18 protein-coding genes are annotated in these 18,500 nt (G+C 70.9%); 8 read left to right on the top strand and 10 right to left on the bottom strand.

Features of this window, described 5'->3' with window-relative positions:
• Positions 1-1,068: 1,068 nt before the first annotated feature.
• Complete coding sequence (locus tag ACZ60J_RS37310; protein ID WP_469688625.1) at positions 1,069-1,767, top strand: transglycosylase SLT domain-containing protein; 699 nt, start codon at positions 1,069-1,071, stop codon at positions 1,765-1,767.
• Between the two features lie 113 nt (positions 1,768-1,880).
• Here the strand turns inward: ACZ60J_RS37310 and ACZ60J_RS37305 are convergent, their stop codons facing one another.
• Positions 1,881-4,442, bottom strand: a complete 2,562-nt coding sequence (locus ACZ60J_RS37305) for an ABC transporter ATP-binding protein/permease (RefSeq protein ID WP_469688624.1) — start codon at positions 4,440-4,442, stop codon at positions 1,881-1,883.
• 464 nt (positions 4,443-4,906) lie between these two features.
• Between ACZ60J_RS37305 and serB the strand changes: the two genes are divergently transcribed.
• Complete coding sequence (serB, locus tag ACZ60J_RS37300; RefSeq protein ID WP_469688623.1) at positions 4,907-6,106, top strand: phosphoserine phosphatase SerB; 1,200 nt, start codon at positions 4,907-4,909, stop codon at positions 6,104-6,106.
• A 95-nt stretch (positions 6,107-6,201) separates the two neighbouring features.
• On the opposite strand, the gene ACZ60J_RS37295 is transcribed toward serB, so the two are convergent.
• From ACZ60J_RS37295 to ACZ60J_RS37280, 4 genes are all read right to left on the bottom strand, one after another.
• On the bottom strand, positions 6,202-6,720 hold the full coding sequence (locus tag ACZ60J_RS37295; protein WP_469688622.1) for a SixA phosphatase family protein: 519 nt from the start codon (positions 6,718-6,720) through the stop codon (positions 6,202-6,204).
• A 130-nt stretch (positions 6,721-6,850) separates the two neighbouring features.
• A complete protein-coding gene (locus ACZ60J_RS37290) occupies positions 6,851-7,066 on the bottom strand; it encodes a hypothetical protein (RefSeq protein WP_469688621.1) in 216 nt (71 codons plus the stop codon).
• A gap of 149 nt (positions 7,067-7,215) precedes the next feature.
• Complete coding sequence (locus ACZ60J_RS37285; protein ID WP_469688620.1) at positions 7,216-7,335, bottom strand: SGM_5486 family transporter-associated protein; 120 nt, start codon at positions 7,333-7,335, stop codon at positions 7,216-7,218.
• Positions 7,336-7,340: 5 nt separating this feature from the next.
• The gene (locus tag ACZ60J_RS37280; protein ID WP_469688619.1) at positions 7,341-8,636 is read right to left on the bottom strand and encodes a CynX/NimT family MFS transporter; all 1,296 of its coding nucleotides are present in this window, start codon (positions 8,634-8,636) and stop codon (positions 7,341-7,343) included.
• A 99-nt stretch (positions 8,637-8,735) separates the two neighbouring features.
• On the opposite strand from ACZ60J_RS37280, the gene ACZ60J_RS37275 reads away from it, so the two are divergent.
• Complete coding sequence (locus ACZ60J_RS37275; protein ID WP_469688618.1) at positions 8,736-9,449, top strand: FadR/GntR family transcriptional regulator; 714 nt, start codon at positions 8,736-8,738, stop codon at positions 9,447-9,449.
• Here ACZ60J_RS37275 and ACZ60J_RS37270 read toward each other — a convergent pair.
• The 3 genes from ACZ60J_RS37270 to fabG form a co-directional block, all read right to left on the bottom strand.
• Complete coding sequence (locus ACZ60J_RS37270) at positions 9,430-9,861, bottom strand: hypothetical protein (protein ID WP_469688617.1); 432 nt, start codon at positions 9,859-9,861, stop codon at positions 9,430-9,432. The genes ACZ60J_RS37275 and ACZ60J_RS37270 overlap by 20 nt on opposite strands.
• Positions 9,862-10,073: 212 nt before the next feature.
• Positions 10,074-10,847 (bottom strand): enoyl-ACP reductase FabI, encoded by a 774-nt coding sequence (gene fabI, locus ACZ60J_RS37265; RefSeq protein ID WP_469688616.1) that lies wholly within the window; start codon positions 10,845-10,847, stop codon positions 10,074-10,076.
• Positions 10,848-10,852: 5 nt separating this feature from the next.
• A complete protein-coding gene (gene fabG, locus ACZ60J_RS37260; protein ID WP_469688615.1) occupies positions 10,853-11,572 on the bottom strand; it encodes a 3-oxoacyl-[acyl-carrier-protein] reductase in 720 nt (239 codons plus the stop codon).
• A gap of 186 nt (positions 11,573-11,758) precedes the next feature.
• On the opposite strand from fabG, the gene ACZ60J_RS37255 reads away from it, so the two are divergent.
• From ACZ60J_RS37255 to tyrS, 3 genes are all read left to right on the top strand, one after another.
• Entirely contained in the window at positions 11,759-13,282 is a 1,524-nt protein-coding gene (locus ACZ60J_RS37255) for a TldD/PmbA family protein (RefSeq protein WP_469688614.1), read from the top strand.
• Complete coding sequence (locus tag ACZ60J_RS37250; protein WP_469688613.1) at positions 13,279-14,679, top strand: metallopeptidase TldD-related protein; 1,401 nt, start codon at positions 13,279-13,281, stop codon at positions 14,677-14,679. Before ACZ60J_RS37255 ends, ACZ60J_RS37250 begins: the two co-directional genes overlap by 4 nt.
• A gap of 94 nt (positions 14,680-14,773) precedes the next feature.
• Positions 14,774-16,039 carry a tyrosine--tRNA ligase gene (tyrS, locus tag ACZ60J_RS37245; RefSeq protein ID WP_469688612.1) on the top strand — a complete coding sequence of 422 codons (1,266 nt, stop codon included), beginning with the start codon at positions 14,774-14,776 and terminating at the stop codon, positions 16,037-16,039.
• 105 nt (positions 16,040-16,144) lie between these two features.
• Here the strand turns inward: tyrS and ACZ60J_RS37240 are convergent, their stop codons facing one another.
• Positions 16,145-16,423 (bottom strand): GlsB/YeaQ/YmgE family stress response membrane protein, encoded by a 279-nt coding sequence (locus tag ACZ60J_RS37240; RefSeq protein WP_469688611.1) that lies wholly within the window; start codon positions 16,421-16,423, stop codon positions 16,145-16,147.
• 232 nt (positions 16,424-16,655) lie between these two features.
• Between ACZ60J_RS37240 and ACZ60J_RS37235 the strand changes: the two genes are divergently transcribed.
• Positions 16,656-16,934: a DUF3099 domain-containing protein gene (locus ACZ60J_RS37235; protein WP_469688643.1), complete on the top strand. Its 279-nt coding sequence runs from the start codon at positions 16,656-16,658 to the stop codon at positions 16,932-16,934.
• A gap of 168 nt (positions 16,935-17,102) precedes the next feature.
• Entirely contained in the window at positions 17,103-17,342 is a 240-nt protein-coding gene (locus tag ACZ60J_RS37230) for a hypothetical protein (RefSeq protein ID WP_469688642.1), read from the top strand.
• Between the two features lie 48 nt (positions 17,343-17,390).
• Here ACZ60J_RS37230 and moaA read toward each other — a convergent pair whose 3' ends face one another.
• Entirely contained in the window at positions 17,391-18,380 is a 990-nt protein-coding gene (moaA, locus tag ACZ60J_RS37225) for a GTP 3',8-cyclase MoaA (protein WP_469688610.1), read from the bottom strand.
• Positions 18,381-18,500: the final 120 nt, after the last annotated feature.

Genomic DNA, 18,500 nt, shown 5'->3' with positions numbered 1-18,500 from the left:
TGGGGTACGGGAGAAGGGACTGTATATAAGGGACATTCCGCCGGGTCTTGCGGCCCGGGTTCCCGCTGAGGAGCGGGGTCGGGGCGGGACTCGGTGCGGTTGCGCTCGTCTCGCGGGGCGCCTGCGAGGTGGGGCTGCCGGGCGGGTGGCGCCTCGGACCGGCTGCGGTGGGCGCGGTCCGCGCCGCCGCCGGGGCGTCGGGCCGGGGTCGTACGGGCGGCCGATCCGGTAGCCCTGAGCGGGAGCAGCCGCTCTCGGCGCATCAGGCGGCCTGTGTGGTGCCCCCGGGCCGACGGGACGGTTCGGCGGAGATGCCCAGCGGGGGACGGCCCTTCACCGCGGAGCTGGTGCGCCGGGGGTGCGCTTCGCACACAGGGGCGGCTTAGCAGGAGGCACACGAGCCGCCGCATCCGGAGCGGTAAGAGGAGCCTGGGGCCACGGCTCGGCCGGCGAACGCGGCCAGGTCGTCTCTTTCGGATCTGTCGGCCGAGTCCGCGGCATCTGGTGCCGCGCCTGGGCGTGTGATCTCGGGAGCGCTCGCGTACATGGGCGTACGTGGTCGCCTCGGTAGTGCGGCCAGGCGCGGTGTCAGGCGCCGCGGGCCTGTTCGGCGGGCGGGTGACCGGGGTGGGTGGGCTGCCGATCGGGCCGATGGGGCTGGACGCCGTACTGCTCGGGTATGCCGCAGCCGTAGCGAAGCTGTGCCTCTGGCACGAGTTCGGGGACGTTCATCTGCTACTCAAGGATGAGAACCGTCACTGAATGGATTGCTGACGCAACGGTTGGTGAGATTGATACGTGACCGATGTGAGCCCGCACATAGGACGCACATCACTTACGAAGCTCCCTAGTGGATGAGTAAGGGTGCTGTTAGTGCTGGCTCGCGTGGACCGTGCCCTGAATTCCGGGCCGGAGTCGGGCCCCTGATCCACTAAGCGGGATCGTACGTCACACCTTTGCCACAGGTTTTTGCCACCGCTAAGAATTGCTCTCGCCGCACAGCGCCGCGGATCCCGGATCCGGCAGGCGCTTTCCTGCGGCCCCCGCTATTCGAAGAGGTTGCTACGCATGACCGAGACCAGCACTCCCGGCCACAGTCGTCGTCTGACGATGACGAAGGCGCACAAGCTTTCCATCGCCGGTGTAGCCACCCTGGGCACCGCCGCCCTCGCCTTCTCCCTCGTCCCGGCCTCCGCCGGCGAGACCTCGACCGTCGTGGCCACGGCCCCCGTCGCCTGGTCCAAGGTCGTCGACGGTGCGCAGGCCCAGGCCGTGCAGCAGCACCTCACCGTTCAGCAGGTCATCGCGGGCCAGCAGGCCAAGGTGGCGAAGGACGCGAAGGCCGCCAAGGACGCGGCCGCCAAGGCCAAGGCCGAGGCGGACGCGAAGAAGGACCGCGAGCAGAAGGCGGCCGCCAGCCGTTCCGCGACCCGCACGCCGGTCTTCGCGAACAACCTGGACGGCTGGATCAAGGAAGCCCTCTTCATCATGAAGCGCGAGGGCATTCCGGGCACCTACGCCGGGATCCACAAGAACATCATGCGCGAGTCCAGCGGTAACCCGATGGCGATCAACAACTGGGACATCAACGCCCAGAACGGCATCCCCAGCAAGGGTCTGCTCCAGGTCATCGCCCCGACCTTCAAGGCGTACCACGTCAAGGGCACCAAGTTCGACCAGTACGACCCGGTCGCCAACATCGTCGCGGCCTGCAACTACGCGGCCGACCGCTACGGCTCCATGGACAACGTCAACAGCGCCTACTAGGCCTCCGGCGTCCGCGTCCGCACAGCCCCCCATGCGCCTCAGGGCGGCCCCGGTGATCCGGAGCCGCCCTGAGGCGTTCGTGCGTGCCGCGCGTTGCGTGCGCGGTCCCGCGCTTACTTGCCCGCGCGCATGACCTCGGGCTCGTGGCGGCGGAGCAGGCGCTGCACGGCGAAGCCGCACGCGACGCCGAGGAGCAGCAGGACCGTGATGTTCAGGCTCCACTGGCCGACCGTGGCGTCCCAGAGCGGGTCCGTGTTGGTCGGGTTGTCCTGGTCCCACGGCGGCATGAGCACGCCGAGGTTCAGCGTGGTGCCGGCGGCGGCGATCGCCCAGCGGGACGGCATCAGCCAGGCGAACTGCTCCAGGCCCGGGGAGTCGTAGACCTGGAAGAGGATGCCGGTGAAGACGACCTGGACGATCGCGAACATGACGAGCAGCGGCATGGTCTTCTCGGCGGTCTTCACCAGCGAGGAGATCACCAGGCCGAACATCATGGAGGTGAAGCCGAGCGCGATGACCGACAGGCAGATCTCCACGGCCGGCGGCATCAGCAGGCCCTCGGCGGGCAGGTCGCGCGGGTAGAAGCCGATCGCGCAGATGATCACGCCCTGGACGGCCGTGATGACCCCGAGGACGATCACCTTCGAGGCGAGGTACGCCGACCGGTACAGGCCGGTCGCGCGCTCGCGCTCGTAGATCACGCGTTCCTTGATCAGCTCTCGGACCGAGTTCGCGGCGCCGGAGAAGCACATGCCGACCGCGAGGATCAGCATGATCGTGCCGGCGTCGCCGTTGAAGCGGGACGGCGCCACGGGCGGCGCGAGTCCGAACTTCGCGGGGATGACGACGGAGACCACGCCGAGGACCGCCGGGAGGATCAGCATCAGCCCGATGAAGCCCTTGTCGGACGCGATGACCGACATGTAGCGGCGCATCAGGGTCCAGAGCTGGGAGCCCCAGCCCTGCGGCTTCGGCGGGCGGGTCGACTGCGCGGCGGGCTGCACCGACTGGGGGGCGACCGCGTCGATGTCGGCGGCGTAGAGCTGGTAGTGCTGCGAGCCCTTCCAGCGGCCGGCCCAGTCGTAGTCGCGGTAGCTCTCGAAGGCGGAGAACACGTCGGCCCAGGTGGAGTAGCCGAAGAAGTTCAGCGCCTCGTCCGGCGGGCCGAAGTACGCGACCGAGCCGCCCGGGGCCATGACCAGCAGCTTGTCGCAGATGGACAGCTCGGCCACCGAGTGCGTGACGACGAGGACCGTGCGGCCGTCGTCGGCGAGGCCGCGCAGCAGCTGCATGACATCGCGGTCCATGCCCGGGTCGAGGCCGGAGGTGGGCTCGTCCAGGAAGATCAGCGAGGGCTTGGTCAGCAGCTCCAGGGCCACCGACACGCGCTTGCGCTGGCCGCCCGAGAGGGCGGTGATCTTCTTGTCCTTGTGGATGTCGAGCTTGAGCTCGCGCAGCACCTCGTCGATGCGGGCGGCGCGCTCGGACTCGGCGGTGTCGCCCGGGAAGCGGAGCTTGGCCGCGTACTTGAGGGCGGTGCTGACCTTCAGCTCCTTGTGCAGGATGTCGTCCTGCGGGACCAGGCCGATGCGCTGGCGGAGCTCCGCGAACTGCTTGTACAGGTTGCGGTTGTCGTAGAGGACGTCGCCCTCGTTGGCGGGGCGGTAGCCGGTCAGCGCCTTGAGGAGCGTCGACTTGCCGGAGCCGGAGGGGCCGATGACGCCGATCAGCGACTTCTCGGGGACGCCGAAGGTGACGTCCTTGAGGATCTGCTTGCCGCCGTCGACCGTGACCGTGAGGTGGCGGGCCGAGAAGGAGACGTCACCGGTGTCGACGAACTCCTCGAGGCGGTCGCCGACGATCCGGAACGTCGAGTGGCCGACGCCGACGATGTCGTTCGGGCCGAGCAGCGCGGTACCGGACTTCGCCAGCGCCTGGCCGTTGACGTAGGTGCCGTTGTGGCTGCCGAGGTCGCGGATCTCGAAGCGGCCGCCCGGCATCGAGCGGAACTCGGCGTGGTGGCGGGAGACCTGGAGGTCGGAGACCACCAGCTCGTTCTCCAGCGCACGGCCGATCCGCATGACGTGGCCCAGCGCGAGCTGGTGGAACGTCGTCGGGCTGCGGTGGTCGCCGTAGCCCGGGGTGCCGCCGGCGGCCGGCTGCTGCTGGTGCGGCTGCTGCTGCGGGAAGGGCTGCGCCTGGTGCGGCGACTGGGCCTGCTGGGCCTGCTGCTGCGGGAACGGCGGGGCCTGCTGGACCTGCTGCTCCCAGGGCTGCCGGCCCTGCTGCTGCGGCGCCTGCTGCTGGGCCTGCGGCTGCTGCGCGTACGCCTGGGCGGGCGACTGCTGCGCCACGGCCGGCTGCGGCGCAGCGGCGGCGCCCGCGCCCGCGACGGGATTCAGCCTCGGCCCGTCGGTGGCGTTGCCGAGGTGCACCGGCGTGCCGGGTACGAGCTCGGCCTGCTGGACCCTGGCCCCGCGCACGTACGTGCCGTTGGTGCTTCCGTGGTCCTCGATTCCCCAACCTCGCCCGTTCCAGGCGATGGTGGCGTGCCGCCACGACACCCGGGCGTCATCGATCACCACGTCTCCCTGGGGGTCGCGCCCCAGCGAGTACGACCTGGACGGATCGAGCGTCCAGGTCCTTCCATTCAATTCCAGTACGAGTTCCGGCACTCCAGCCCCACTTAAGTCCCCCGAGAATCCCCCATGACGTCTGGGAGTCTAGGGATGGCGAACATCCGGGGGAACTATTTCAGGCGCACGGCCACAAGGGGAATCCGGGCCACTCGGCAGCCTCCTCGGAGGCCGGCCGAGGGGGGCGAAAGCATCCCCGAAGGTGCTTTTCGGGGCACTCCCGCACCCCTCCGGCCGGGCCGGGGCACCGCCTTCCCCCGTCGGGCGGGCCCGTGGCCGGTCCTCGCCCCGTGTTCCGCGCGGGGCCCGCGGCCGGCCGGCGCCGTCCCGTCCCGGGATCTCCACGCACCCGCCCCGGGGCCCGTGCACGACCATCGCATGGCCATTGCACGACCTCCACACGTCCGCAGTGCGGCTCTCGCACGTCCGTACGGAGCGAAACGGTTCCGCCAGGTGGGACGGGGCTCCGTGCGCACAGGCCGGGGAGATACGGTGAAGGCACCATGAGCGCTTCGCAGACCTCCGACGTCCCCACCCTCCTCGTCAAGATCTTCGGCAAGGACCGTCCCGGGATCACCGCCGGGCTGTTCGACACCCTCGCCGCCTACTCCGTCGACGTCGTCGACATCGAGCAGGTCGTCACCCGAGGCCGCATCGTCCTGTGCGCCCTCGTCACCCATCCGACCGCCGGCACCGAGGGCGAGCTGCGGGCCACCGTCCACAGCTGGGCCGAATCCCTCAAACTGCAGGCCGAGATCCTCTCCGGCACCGGTGACAACCGGCCGCGCGGCAGTGGCCGTTCGCACGTCACCGTGCTCGGGCACCCGCTCACCGCCGAGTCCACCGCCGCCATCGCCGCGCGGATCACCGCGACCGGCGGCAACATCGACCGCATCTTCCGGCTCGCGAAGTATCCGGTGACGGCCGTGGAGTTCGCCGTCTCCGGCACCGCGACCGAGCCGCTGCGCACCGCGCTGGCCACCGCCGCCGCGCAGATCGGCGTCGACGTGGCCGTGGTCTCCTCCGGGCTGCACCGGCGGGCCCAGCGCCTCGTCGTCATGGACGTGGACTCGACCCTGATCCAGGACGAGGTCATCGAGCTCTTCGCCGCCCACGCCGGCTGTGAGGCCGAGGTCGCCGAGGTGACCGAGCGGGCCATGCGCGGGGAGCTGGACTTCGAGCAGTCGCTGCACGCCCGGGTCGCGCTGCTGGCCGGGCTGGACGCCTCCGTGGTGGACAAGGTCCGCTCCGAGGTGCGCCTCACCCCGGGCGCCCGGACGCTGATCCGCACCCTCAAGCGCCTCGGGTACCAGGTGGGCGTGGTCTCCGGCGGGTTCACGCAGGTGACGGACGATCTGCGGGAGAAGCTCGGGCTGGACTTCGCCTCGGCCAACACCCTGGAGATCGTCGACGGGAAGCTGACGGGCAAGGTCACCGGCGAGATCGTGGACCGGGCCGGCAAGGCCCGGCTGCTGCGCCGCTTCGCCGCGGAGGCCGGCGTACCGCTGGCCCAGACGGTGGCCATCGGTGACGGTGCCAACGATCTGGACATGCTGAACGCGGCCGGGCTGGGCGTGGCCTTCTGTGCCAAGCCGGTGGTCCGCCAGGCCGCGCACACCGCGGTGAACGTGCCCTTCCTGGATGCCGTGCTCTACCTGCTCGGGATCACCCGCGAAGAGGTCGAGGCCGCCGACCTGGCGTGACGAAGACGTCCGTCTCCCTACGACGCAGCGGGCCCCGGCACTGTCGAAGTGCCGGGGCCCGCTGCGTCGGTGGAGTGGCGGAGTCGTCCGGGGCGTCAGCTGTGCGGGGTCCAGAAGTCCAGCAGGGTGCCCACGCCGTGCTCCACGGACTTCCACGAGCCGGTGAAGGAGACGACGGCGATCCCGGAGGTCGGGAAGCCGCTGCGGTTCATCCGGGCGAGCACGTCGCCCTGCGCGCTGCCCGCGAGGGCGTCGGCCAGTGCGTGCATGCCGGGGTTGTGGCCGATGACCAGGAGGTTCCCGACCTCGTCGGAGGTCTCGTTGACCAGGGCGATGAGCTCGCCCAGCGAGGCCTCGTAGAGCCGTTCCTCGTACGTGGTCTTCGGCCGGTGCGGCAGCTCCTGGACGGCCAGCTTCCAGGTCTCCCTGGTCCGGGCCGCGCTGGAGCAGAGGGCCAGGTCGAAGGTGATGCCGGTCTGAGCCAGTTTCTGGCCGGCGGCCGGGGCGTCGTGACGGCCGCGCTCTGCCAGGGGGCGGTCGTGGTCCGTGCCGTCCGACCATTCGGCCTTGGCGTGCCGGAGGAGGACGATCCTGCGGGGTGTGTCGGCGCTCATGGCTCCCAGCTTCGCATGAATCGAGCCACGGGGTGCAGGGTGTTGAGGGGGTCCCCCCGCAGGTGTGGTGGGCAGGGTGCGTCCCCCGGTTCGCGGCCGCGCGGTCGGGTTCCGGATGGCTGGCGGGCCGTCAGCCGACGGCGCTCAGCAGCCGTTCGGTGACCTGGACGAGCGCGGAGCCTTCGCCGGAGGCGGCGTGCGCCTCGCCGGATCCGGCGAGGAGTATGAGCAGGAAGCCGAAGGCGAGGGCGGGCAGGGCCAGCGCCCACCAGGGCAGCCGTGCGTCGGCCCCGGCGGCGCGGGGTGCGGACGGGTGGCCGGGGGCCAGGTGTGTGGGGGCCGACATGGCCGCCTCCGTGGGGTGCGTCGGGCGGGCTCGCTCTTGCTCTTCGAATCTATGGATCCGAGCAGGCGGTTCCCATCCGGGACGCACCCCAGATGTCCCTGAGCCTGACCCCCTAGGGGTTGGGGGGTTAACCCCACCCCCCGGGGCCCCTACGGCGAGGCGAGGGTGGCGAGGACGGCGATGATCACGGTCACCAGCAGCATCGCGCCGAGCACGAGGCCGAGCTTGCGGTGGCCGTTCGGGGGGGTCGGTTCAAGTACGGGCGACATGCCGGTCAGTCTCGCATGCCGCATTCGTCCTCGATCGTGCGGTCCCGGCCCGCCAGCACGCCGAGCGCGATCTGCGGGACGAGCAGGCCGGCCATCAGGGCGAGGGGCAGGTCCCAGCCGCCGGTGTGCTGGTAGAGGGTGCCGATGAGGAGCGGCCCGGGGATGGAGATCAGGTAGCCGGTGCTCTGGGCGAAGGCGGACAGCTTGACGACACCGGCCGGGGACTTGGCGCGCAGTCCGATCATGGTGATGACGAGCGGGAAGGCGCAGTTGGAGACGCCGAGCAGGAGGGCCCAGGCCCACGCACCGCCGGCGGGGGCGAAGTAGAGCCCCAGGTAGCCGACGAGGCCGAAGAGGCCGAGGCCGACGGCGATGGGGCCCTGGTTCTTCATCCGGCCCGCGAGGCCCGGGATGACGAAGGCGAGCGGGACGCCCATGACCATGGTGACGGCGAGCAGGATGCCCGCCGTGGAGGCGGAGACCCCTGCGTCGCGGAAGATCTGCGGGAGCCAGCCCATGGTGATGTACGCACCCGTGGCCTGGAGTCCGAAGTAGCAGGCGAGGGCCCATGCGGTGCGGCTGCGCACCACGCCGGGCCCGGCGTCGGGGCGGGCGGCCGGTACGCCCGTGGCCGCGGCCTTCTCCTTGCGGGCGGCCGTCGCGATGGCCAGCCAGGGCAGGACGGCGGCCAGGGCGAGGAGGGCCCAGATCAGCAGGCCGGTGCGCCAGCTGCCGCCGAGGGCCTCGGTCATCGGCACGGTCGCCGCCGCGGCGAGCGAGGTGCCGGCGGCCAGGGCCATGGAGTAGAGCCCCGTCATGGTGCCGACCCGGTCGGGGAACCAGCGCTTGACGATCACCGGCAGGAGCACGTTGGTCAGGGCTATGCCCGCCAGGGTCAGGGCGCTGGCCGCGAGGAATCCGGCGGCGTTGGTCGCGAAGGGCCGGATCAGCAGGCCCGCGGCGACGGCGGCCATGCCGGCGCAGACGACGGCGGCCGGGCCGAAGCGGCGGGAGAGCCGGGGCGCGGTGACGCCGAAGACGGCGAAGCAGAGGGCGGGTACGGAGGTGATGAGTCCGGCGACGGTCCCGCTCATGCCGAGGCCTTCGCGGGTCTCCTCGAACAGGGCGCCGAGGCTGGTGATGGCGGGCCGCAGGTTGAGGGCGGCCAGCACGATGCCGACGAGGAGCACGGGTCCGAGCCACGCCGGCTGCGGGGTGGCGGCGGGGGCGGAGGGGGGCTGCTGGGATGCCGTGCGCGCGGCCTGGGGCCGGTTCAGGATCTGGACTTCATCGTCGGACATTCGACCATCATAGAATCATGGGATGATTGGCTGTCCACCCCGCGGCCGTATCGTTCCCGTCACGCGCACCGTTTCCGTCCCGAGAGGAATCCCGACCGCATGCCGCTGACCTCGCCCCGGCGATCCGCGCTCGTCGACCAGGTGATCGCCCAGCTCAGGAACCAGATCACCACCGGCGAATGGCCCGTGGGCTCCCGCATCCCCACCGAGCCGGAGCTCGTGGAGCTGATGGGCGTCGCCCGCAACACCGTGCGGGAGGCCGTCCGGGCGCTCGCGCACAACGGCCTCCTCGACATCCGCCAGGGCTCGGGGACGTACGTCATCGCCACCAGCGAGCTGGCCGGGGTCATGCACCGCCGCTTCGCCGGCGCCGATCCCCGGCACATCGCGGAGCTGCGCTCGACGCTGGAGTCCTCGGCGGCCCGGCTCGCGGCGGAGCGGCGGACGGCGCGGGACCTCGTACAGCTGGACGCGCTGCTGGCGCGGCGCGAGGAGGCGTGGGCGGGCAGGGACGCGGAGCCGTTCATCGCGGCGGACGTGGCCCTGCACATGGCGGTGGTGGCGGCCTCGCACAACGACGTGCTCATCGAGCTGTACGCGGACCTCGGCGATCTGGTGGCCGACTGGCTGCGCACCGACGTGGGCACCGAGCTCGACCCGGCCTCACACCTGGACCACGCCCGGCTGATCGAAGCGATCCGGCGCGGGGACGGGGACGCGGCGGCCTCGGAGGCGGCCGGCTATCCGTTCGTCTGCCTGGCCGAGGGGCGGCGGCCCGTGGGGGCCGTCCACGTCACTGCCGCTGGTGGCTGACCCAGGCGGAGCGGACTTCCTTCCAGCAGCGGCCGGAGAGCTCCACCCGGCCCGCCGGGCCGAGGGCCACGGCGGCGCCGTCGCCGTCCACGTCCCACCAGCGGTCGCACTCCACGTGCAGGCGGACCAGGTCGGTCTGGGGATAGGCGTTGTGGCAGAACGCGACCACCTGCGAACCGTTGATCTCGGTGTCGCAGTCGGCCCCGAAGAGCTCCCGGGCGGCGGGCTTCGCGGGCTGTACGGGCGGTTCGGCGGGGATCTGGGCCAGGTCGACCACGGCCGGAGCCTGGACGTCCGTCCCGGGCGCGGGGGCGGGCACCTCGTCCTGCGCGACGGCTCCCGGGAGCAGGAATCCGGTCAGGACCACCGAGGTGACCAGCAGGGATACCGCTCGGCTCCGCCTCGCGCGCACTCCCGTACCTCCTCCCCGCAGGAGCCGGGAAGATCCCGACGGGCCCAGTTTGCAGGGAAATGTCCCGATTCTCGACTCGGGAAGATCCGGTCCGGGGGCGGACATCTGATCGAGTCGCCCCGTACGGTCCCTGCCCCGCGCGCCGAAACGGCGGCGGCCGCGCCTCCCGGAAGGGAAGACGCGGCCGCCGCCGTACGAATGGAACGCGGGGGTCAGGCACCCACCGCGTGCAGGCCGCCGTCGACGTGGACGATCTCGCCGGTGGTCTTCGGGAACCAGTCCGACAGCAGGGCGACGACGCCCTTGGCGGCCGGCTCCGGGTCCGACATGTCCCAGTCCATCGGGGAGCGCTGGTCCCAGATGTTCGCCAGGCCGCTGAATCCCGGGATGGACTTCGCGGCCATCGAGCCGATCGGACCGGCCGAGATCAGGTTGCAGCGGATCTTCTCCTTGCCCAGGTCACGGGCGAGGTAGCGGCTGGTGGCCTCGAGCGCGGCCTTGGCCGGGCCCATCCAGTCGTACTGCGGCCACGCGTACTGCGCGTCGAAGGTGAGGCCGACGACCGAGGCGCCCTCGTTCTCCGGGAACAGCGGCTTGCAGGCCATGGTCAGCGACTTCAGCGAGAACGCCGAGACGTGCATGGCGGTGGCGACCGACTCGAAGGGGGTGTTCAGGAAGTTGCCGCCGAGCGCGTCCTGCGGCGCGAAGCCGATGGAGTGGACGACGCCGTCGAGGCCGCCGAGCTCCGCACGGACGACCTCCTCCACACGGGCCAGGTGCTCGTCGTTGGTGACGTCGAGCTCGATCACCTTGGCGGGCTTGGGCAGCTTGCGGGCGATGCGCTCGGTCAGTGTGGGCCGCGGGAACGCGGTGAGGATGACCTCGGCGCCCTGCTCCTGCGCCAGCTTGGCGACGTGGAAGGCGATGGAGGACTCCATCAGCACCCCGGTGACGAGGATGCGCTTGCCGTCGAGAATTCCACTCATGGTGATCAGTGACCCATGCCCAATCCGCCGTCAACGGGAATGACGGCACCAGTGATGTACGCGGCGTTGTCGGACGCCAGGAAGCTGACCGCGGCCGCGATCTCCTCGGGCTGCGCGTAGCGGCCCAGGGGCACCTGGCCGACGATGCCGGCCCGCTGCTCGTCGTTAAGCACCTTCGTCATGTCGGTGTCCACGAAGCCGGGGGCGACGACGTTGAAGGTGATGTTGCGGGAGCCCAGCTCGCGGGCGAGGGAGCGGGCGAAGCCCACCAGCGCCGCCTTGGAGGCGGCGTAGTTGGCCTGGCCGGCCGAGCCGAGGAGGCCGACGACCGAGGAGATCAGGACGACGCGGCCCTTCTTGGCGCGGAGCATGCCGCGGTTCGCGCGCTTGACCACGCGGAAGGTGCCGGTGAGGTTGGTGTCGAGGACGGAGGAGAAGTCGTCCTCGGACATGCGCATCAGCAGCGTGTCCTTGGTGATGCCGGCGTTGGCCACGAGGACCTCGACCGCACCGTGCGCCTCTTCGACCTGCTTGTACGCCTGGTCGACCTGGTCCGAGTCGGTGATGTCGCAGCGGACCGCCAGCACGCCCAGAGCCGTGAGCTCCGCCGGGGGCTCGCCCGACCGGTACGTGATCGCGACCTTGTCCCCTGCTTCCGCGAAGGCTCGGGCGATGGCGAGGCCGATGCCCCGGTTACCTCCGGTGACGAGAACCGAGCGGCTCAACGGATCACCCTTTCGACTAGCGGTCTGATTACCAAAAACCTATAGGTCAAGTACCTCTTACGGAGAATCCGGCTCCGACAGGGCCGCGGTACGCGCTCTGTCGAGTCCCTACAGAAAGATGTAGGCACCGCGAGCCCCGGCGCGACATGATCGTGCCAGCTGCCCCAACCCCCCGGGAGGACCTCCGTGCCCCATTCCATCGACGCGGCCTTCACCGCGCTGCCCTTGCGGGCGCTCGCCGACGCGGCGCTCGCGCGGGCCCGCGCGCTGGGCTCCGACCATGCCGATTTCCGCCTGGAGCGCATCCGCAGCGCCTCCTGGCGACTGCGTGACGCCAAGCCCTCGGGCGGGTCCGACACCACCGACCTCGGCTACGCGGTCCGCGTCGTGCACGGGGGCAGCTGGGGGTTCGCCTCCGGAGTGGACCTGACCATGGACGGTGCCGCCAAGGTGGCCTCGCAGGCCGTGGCCATGGCGAAGCTCTCCGCCCAGGTGATCAAGGCGGCGGGTTCGGACGAGTGGGTCGAGCTCGCCGACGAACCCGTGCACGCCGACAAGACCTGGATCTCCGCCTACGACGTGAACCCCTTCGAGGTCCCGGACGCCGAGAAGGCCGCGCTGCTCGCCGACTTCAGCGCGCGCCTCCTGGCGGCCGACGGGGTGGCCCACGTGGACGCCTCGCTGCTCGCCGTCCACGAGAACAAGTTCTACGCGGACACCGCGGGCACCTCCACCACGCAGCAGCGGGTCCGCATCCACCCGGAGATCACCGCCGTCGCGGTGAACGCCACCACCGGCGAGTTCGACTCGATGCGCACCATCGCCCCGCCGGCCGGGCGCGGCTGGGAGTACCTGACCGGCACCGGCTGGGACTGGAACGCCGAGCTGGAGGCGATCCCCGGGCTGCTCGCCGAGAAGATGCGGGCGCCGAGCGTGGAGGCCGGGCGCTACGACCTGGTCGTGGACCCCTCGAACCTGTGGCTCACCATCCACGAGTCCATCGGCCACGCCACCGAGCTGGACCGGGCGCTGGGCTACGAGGCGGCGTACGCCGGGACCTCCTTCGCCACCTTCGACCAGCTGGGCAAGCTCGCCTACGGCTCCCCGGTCATGAACGTCACGGGCGACCGGACGGCCGAGCACGGACTGGCCACCATCGGGTACGACGACGAGGGTGTCGAGGCGCAGAGCTGGGACCTGGTCAAGGACGGCACCCTGGCCGGCTACCAGACCGACCGGCGGATCGCGAAGCTGACCGGGCTCGGCCGCTCCAACGGCTGCGCCTACGCCGACTCCCCCGGGCACGTGCCCGTCCAGCGCATGGCCAACGTCTCGCTCCAGCCGGATCCGGGCGGTCTGTCCACCGAGGACCTGATCGGCGGGGTGGAGCGCGGGATCTACGTGGTCGGCGACCGTTCCTGGTCGATCGACATGCAGCGCTACAACTTCCAGTTCACCGGGCAGCGCTTCTTCCGCATCGAGAACGGCAAGCTCGCCGGTCAGCTCCGCGACGTCGCCTACCAGGCCACGACCACGGAGTTCTGGGGCTCGATGGAGAAGGTCGGCGGTCCGCAGACCTACGTCCTGGGCGGCGCCTTCAACTGCGGCAAGGCCCAGCCGGGCCAGGTCGCGGCGGTCTCGCACGGCTGCCCGTCCGCGCTGTTCCGCGACGTGAACATCCTGAACACCACGCAGGAGGCCGGACGATGACCTCGTCGAGTCGTACCACCAAGCCCCACGAGATCGTCGAGCGGGCGCTGGAGCTGTCCACCGCGGACGGCTGCGTCGTCATCGCCGACGAGCAGTCGAGCGCGAACCTGCGCTGGGCGGGCAACGCCCTGACCACCAACGGGGTCACCCGCGGCCGGACCCTCACGGTCATCGCCACCGTCGACGGCAAGGAGGGCACGGCCTCGGGGGTCGTCTCGCGCTCCGCCGTCACGGCCGCGGAGCTGGAGCCGCTGGTCCGGGCCGCCGAGGCGGCCGCCCGCGGCGCCGGACCGGCGGAGGACGCCCGGCCGCTGGTCACCGGCACCCCGTCCTCGCCGGACTTCACCGACGCCCCGGTCGAGACCTCCTCGGCGGTGTTCGCGGACTTCGCCCCGGCCCTCGGCGAGGCCTTCGCGCGGGCCCGCGCGGGCGGCCGCGAGCTGTACGGATTCGCCAACCACGAGCTGGTCTCCACGTACGTCGGCACCTCTACGGGGCTGCGCCTGCGCCACGACCAGCCCAACGGCACCCTGGAGGTGAACGCGAAGTCCCCGGACCGGCAGCGTTCCGCGTGGGCGGGCCGTGCGACGCGGGACTTCAAGGACGTGGACCCGACCGCGCTGGACGCGGAGCTGGCCGTACGGCTCGGCTGGGCGGAGCGGAAGATCGACCTGCCGGCCGGGCGGTACGAGACGCTGCTGCCTCCCACGGCGGTGGCCGACCTGCTGATCTACCAGATGTGGTCGGCGTCGGCCCGGGACGCGGCGGAGGGCCGGACCGTCTTCTCCAAGCCCGGCGGCGGCACCCGGCTCGGCGAGCGGCTCTCCCCGCTGCCGCTGAACCTGCGCAGCGACCCGAACGCGCCGGGCCTGGAGTCCGCGCCGTTCGTGATCGCGCACAGCTCCGGCGACGACGCGTCCGTCTTCGACAACGGCCTGCCGGTCCCGGCGACCGACTGGATCAAGGACGGCGAGCTGGCCCGGCTGACCACGACCCGGCACACCGCGGAACTGACCGGGCTGCCGGTCACCCCGTCCTTCGGGAACCTGATCCTGGACGCCGGCGGTGAGAAGTCTCTGGAGGAGATGGTGGCGGCCACCGAGCGCGGGCTGCTGCTGACCTGCCTCTGGTACATCCGCGAGGTGGACCCGGCGACGCTGCTGCTCACCGGGCTGACCCGGGACGGGGTCTACCTGGTGGAGGGCGGCCAGGTCGTCGGCGAGGTCAACAACTTCCGGTTCAACGAGTCCCCCGTGGACCTGCTGTCGCGGGCCACGGAGGCCGGCCGGACCGAGAAGACCCTGCCGCGCGAGTGGAACGACTGGTTCACCAGGACCTCGATGCCGGCCCTGCGCATCCCGGACTTCAACATGAGTTCGGTGAGCAAGGGAGTTTGATCAACAAATCGTCAGAGGTGCCGGGGTTCCCCGCCTAGACTGGCGGGGAACCCCTCAGCTTCGTGTTCCACCTCGTTCAAGGAGACCCAGAACCGTGACGGACATCGTCGACGAACTGAAGTGGCGCGGGCTCTTCGCCCAGTCCACCGATGAAGAAGCGCTGCGCAAGGCCTTCGCGGACGGTCCCGTCACGTTCTATTGCGGCTTCGACCCGACCGCGGCCTCGCTGCACGTGGGGCACCTGGTGCAGGTCCTCACCGTGCGCCGGCTCCAGCAGGCGGGCCACCGCCCGCTGGCGCTGGTCGGCGGTGCCACGGGTCAGATCGGTGACCCGCGGCCGACCGCCGAGCGCACCCTGAACGACCCGGAGACCGTCGCGAACTGGGTGGCGCGCCTGCGCACCCAGATCGAGCCGTTCCTGTCCTTCGAGGGCGAGAACGCGGCGCTCATGGTGAACAACCTGGACTGGACGGCGGGCATGTCCGCCATCGAGTTCCTCCGGGACATCGGCAAGCACTTCCGCGTGAACAAGATGCTGACGAAGGACTCGGTCGCCAAGCGCCTGGAGTCCGACCAGGGCATCAGCTACACGGAGTTCAGCTACCAGCTGCTCCAGGGCATGGACTTCCTGGAGCTGTACCGCCGGCACGGCTGCGTGCTCCAGCAGGGCGGGTCCGACCAGTGGGGCAACCTGACGGCCGGTCTCGACCTGATCCACCGGGTGGAGCCGGACGCGCACGTCCACGCCATCGCGACCCCGCTGATGGTCAAGGCGGACGGCACCAAGTTCGGCAAGTCCGAGAGCGGCGCCGTCTGGCTCGACCCGGAGATGACCACCCCGTACGCGTTCTACCAGTTCTGGCTGAACGTGGACGACCGGGACGTCTCCACCTACATGCGCATCCTGTCCTTCCAGAGCCGCGAGGAGCTGGAAGTGCTGGAGGCGCAGACCGCCGAGCGGCCGCAGGCGCGCGCCGCCCAGCGGGCGCTGGCGGAGGAGCTGACCACGCTGGTGCACGGCGCGGACCAGTGCGCCGCCGTGATCGCGGCGTCCAAGGCGCTGTTCGGCCAGGGCGAGCTGGCGGACCTGGACGAGGCCACCCTGGCCGCGGCCCTGTCCGAGCTGCCGCAGGCGCAGGTGGCGGAGCCGGGGCTGGTCGTCGACCTGCTGGCGGAGACCGGGCTGGTCGCGAGCAAGTCGGCCGCCCGCCGGACCGTGAAGGAGGGCGGCGCCTACGTGAACAACGTGAAGGTCACCGCCGAGGACGCGGTCCCCGCCAAGGAGGACCTGATCCACGGGCGCTGGCTGGTGCTGCGCCGCGGCAAGAAGAACCTGGCGGCCGTCGAGGTCACCGGCTAGGCGCCGGCTCACAGGCACGACGGAGGGGCCGGTCCGGACGCACTGTCCGGGCCGGCCCCTCCGTCGTGCTCCGTCGTGCTCCGCCGCGCGGCGGAGCGGGAGCCCTCAGGTCATCTGCTTCTTGTTGCCCCGCATCGAGCTGTAGATCATGTCGCCGAGGCCGACGATCACGACGGCTCCGGCGAGCTGCAGCAAGTGCCGGATCCAGTCGATGCCGCGGGTTTCACCGACGCCGATCCACGTGGCCACGGCGTTGCCGAGGACCGCGCCGATGATTCCGAAGATGGTGGTCAGCCAAAGGGGCTGGTGCTGCTTGCCCGGCAGGATCGCCCGGGCAATCAGTCCCAGTACAAAGCCGACGATGATCGCCCACAACCAACCCATGTCGAGCCTCCTCCTGGCGCGTTGTGCGCATGTGGGCCCAGTCTCGACCCGTCCGGCCTACTGCGCATTTCGGACACGGCCATTCGGGGGACACCCCCTCTGCCCGTCCGCGGGCACGCGGCGTACCGTGGAGGAGTCCGGGCCGGGGAGTGTCCGGCGGTCGATCGGGTGGTGGGTTGTGGAGCGGACGAAGCGGAACGGGTCCGAGGTCTTCCGGATCACGGGGGCGCGGATGGGCCTCGCCGAGGACGTACGGGGGCGCCAGCGCCGGTACGTGATCTCGATGTTGATCAGGACCCTGTCGGTCGTCGCGACGATCGTCCTGTGGAACGTGCAGCGGCCCGTGGCCGTCGTGACGCTCGTCGCGGGGGCGCTGCTGCCGTACATCGCGGTGGTCATCGCCAACGCGGGGCGCGAATCGACGCCCTCCCTGCCGTCCCACTTCATGCCGGCGCCCGTGCGCCCCGCGCTGGGTGACGGGAACCTCAAGAAAAGCTCAGATCAATCATGAAGTTCCAGTGCACCGCACCGGGTCCTGCGTGACATACTGCCTACGCGCTCCGCATCCCCCGTCGGAGCGACGGACCGACGCCGGGCAGCTCCCCCCGTGGCTGCTCGGCGTCGCCATTCCGTCTCGGTCCGCCTTAGGGTTTGAGCCGTGACTCCCCTTGACGCACTGATGAACGACGCTTCGGCCGCCGACGTACCCACCTGTTCCGCCAAGGCCTGCCGCGAGGCGGCCGTCTGGGTCCTGGCGTGGAACAACCCGAAGCTGCACACCCCCGAGCGCCGCAAGACCTGGCTGGCGTGCGAGGAGCACCGCGAGCACCTGTCCCAGTTCCTGGGGGTCCGCGGTTTCCTCAAGGACGTGGTGAAGCTCGACGAGTGGGAAGCGCCCGAGGGCTCGCAGCGGCCGTAGCCGCTGCGAGCCCTCGGGGTCGCTCGGAGCCGTTGCCGGCGGTGGAGGTCAGCCGCCGATCGCCGACATCGGGCGGTCGGGCTGCAGGAAGGTCGGGTCGTCGAGGCCGGATCCGGCCTTCTTGCCCCACATCGCCACCTTCCACAGGCGGGCGATCTCCTCGTCCGGGGCGCCCGAGCGCAGGGCGGCGCGCAGGTCGGACTCCTCGGTGGCGAAGAGGCAGGTACGGATCTGGCCGTCGGCCGTGAGGCGCGTACGGTCGCAGGCTCCGCAGAAGGGGCGGGTGACCGAGGCGATGACGCCGACGGTGGCCGGGCCGCCGTCGACGACCCAGCGCTCGGCCGGGGCGGAGCCGCGCTCCTCGGACTCTTCTTCGGTGAGGGTGAAGCGGGTGCGCAGGGATTCCAGGATGTCGCCGGCGGTGATCATGCCGTCGCGCTTCCAGCCGTGCTGCGCGTCGAGGGGCATCTGCTCGATGAAGCGGAGCTCGTACTCGTTCTCGACGGCCCAGGCCAGCAGGTCGGGGGCCTCGTCGTCGTTGAGTCCGGGCATCAGGACCGCGTTGACCTTGACGGGGGTGAGGCCGGCCTCGCGGGCGGCTGCCATGCCCTCGATGACGTCCTTGTGGCGGTCGCGGCGGGTCAGGGTCTTGAAGACCTCGGGCCGCAGGGTGTCCAGCGAAACGTTCACCCGGTCCAGGCCGGCGGCCTTGAGCGCCTGTGCGGTGCGCTTGAGGCCGATGCCGTTGGTGGTCAGCGACATCTTGGGGCGGGGCTCCAGGGCCGCGCACTGCTCGACGATCCCGACGAGGCCGGGGCGCAGCAGCGGCTCGCCGCCGGTGAAGCGGACCTCTTCGATCCCGAGCTGGGTGACCGCGATGCGGATCAGGCGGACGATCTCGTCGTCACTGAGCAGATCCGACTTGCCGAGCCACTGCAGACCCTCCTCGGGCATGCAGTACGTGCAGCGCAGATTGCACCGGTCGGTGAGTGAGACGCGCAGGTCAGTGGCCACGCGGCCGTAAGTGTCGAGAAGCACTGTGAGCCCCCTCCCCTGTCCGGTTTGTAGAGGTTTGCGCCATAGCGGATGAGATTACGAGCGCTACTGACGAGCCTACGCGAAGCCCGTGACGTATAGGGATGCCCGAATGAACGAGAC

Source organism: Streptomyces sp. NPDC104226 (assembly GCF_055584085.1).
This window is presented reverse-complemented; position numbering and strand designations above follow the sequence as displayed.

Coding starts and splice junctions, on each gene's coding strand:
- serB (WP_469688623.1), top strand. CDS start 4,907: ATGAGCGCTTCGCAGACCTCCGACGTCCCCACCCTCCTCGTCAAGATC.
- ACZ60J_RS37295 (WP_469688622.1), bottom strand. CDS start 6,720: ATGAGCGCCGACACACCCCGCAGGATCGTCCTCCTCCGGCACGCCAAG.
- ACZ60J_RS37230 (WP_469688642.1), top strand. CDS start 17,103: ATGAACGACGCTTCGGCCGCCGACGTACCCACCTGTTCCGCCAAGGCC.
- ACZ60J_RS37290 (WP_469688621.1), bottom strand. CDS start 7,066: ATGTCGGCCCCCACACACCTGGCCCCCGGCCACCCGTCCGCACCCCGC.
- ACZ60J_RS37235 (WP_469688643.1), top strand. CDS start 16,656: ATGGGCCTCGCCGAGGACGTACGGGGGCGCCAGCGCCGGTACGTGATC.
- ACZ60J_RS37250 (WP_469688613.1), top strand. CDS start 13,279: ATGACCTCGTCGAGTCGTACCACCAAGCCCCACGAGATCGTCGAGCGG.
- ACZ60J_RS37285 (WP_469688620.1), bottom strand. CDS start 7,335: ATGTCGCCCGTACTTGAACCGACCCCCCCGAACGGCCACCGCAAGCTC.
- ACZ60J_RS37280 (WP_469688619.1), bottom strand. CDS start 8,636: ATGTCCGACGATGAAGTCCAGATCCTGAACCGGCCCCAGGCCGCGCGC.
- fabI (WP_469688616.1), bottom strand. CDS start 10,847: ATGAGTGGAATTCTCGACGGCAAGCGCATCCTCGTCACCGGGGTGCTG.
- ACZ60J_RS37275 (WP_469688618.1), top strand. CDS start 8,736: ATGCCGCTGACCTCGCCCCGGCGATCCGCGCTCGTCGACCAGGTGATC.
- ACZ60J_RS37310 (WP_469688625.1), top strand. CDS start 1,069: ATGACCGAGACCAGCACTCCCGGCCACAGTCGTCGTCTGACGATGACG.
- ACZ60J_RS37240 (WP_469688611.1), bottom strand. CDS start 16,423: ATGGGTTGGTTGTGGGCGATCATCGTCGGCTTTGTACTGGGACTGATT.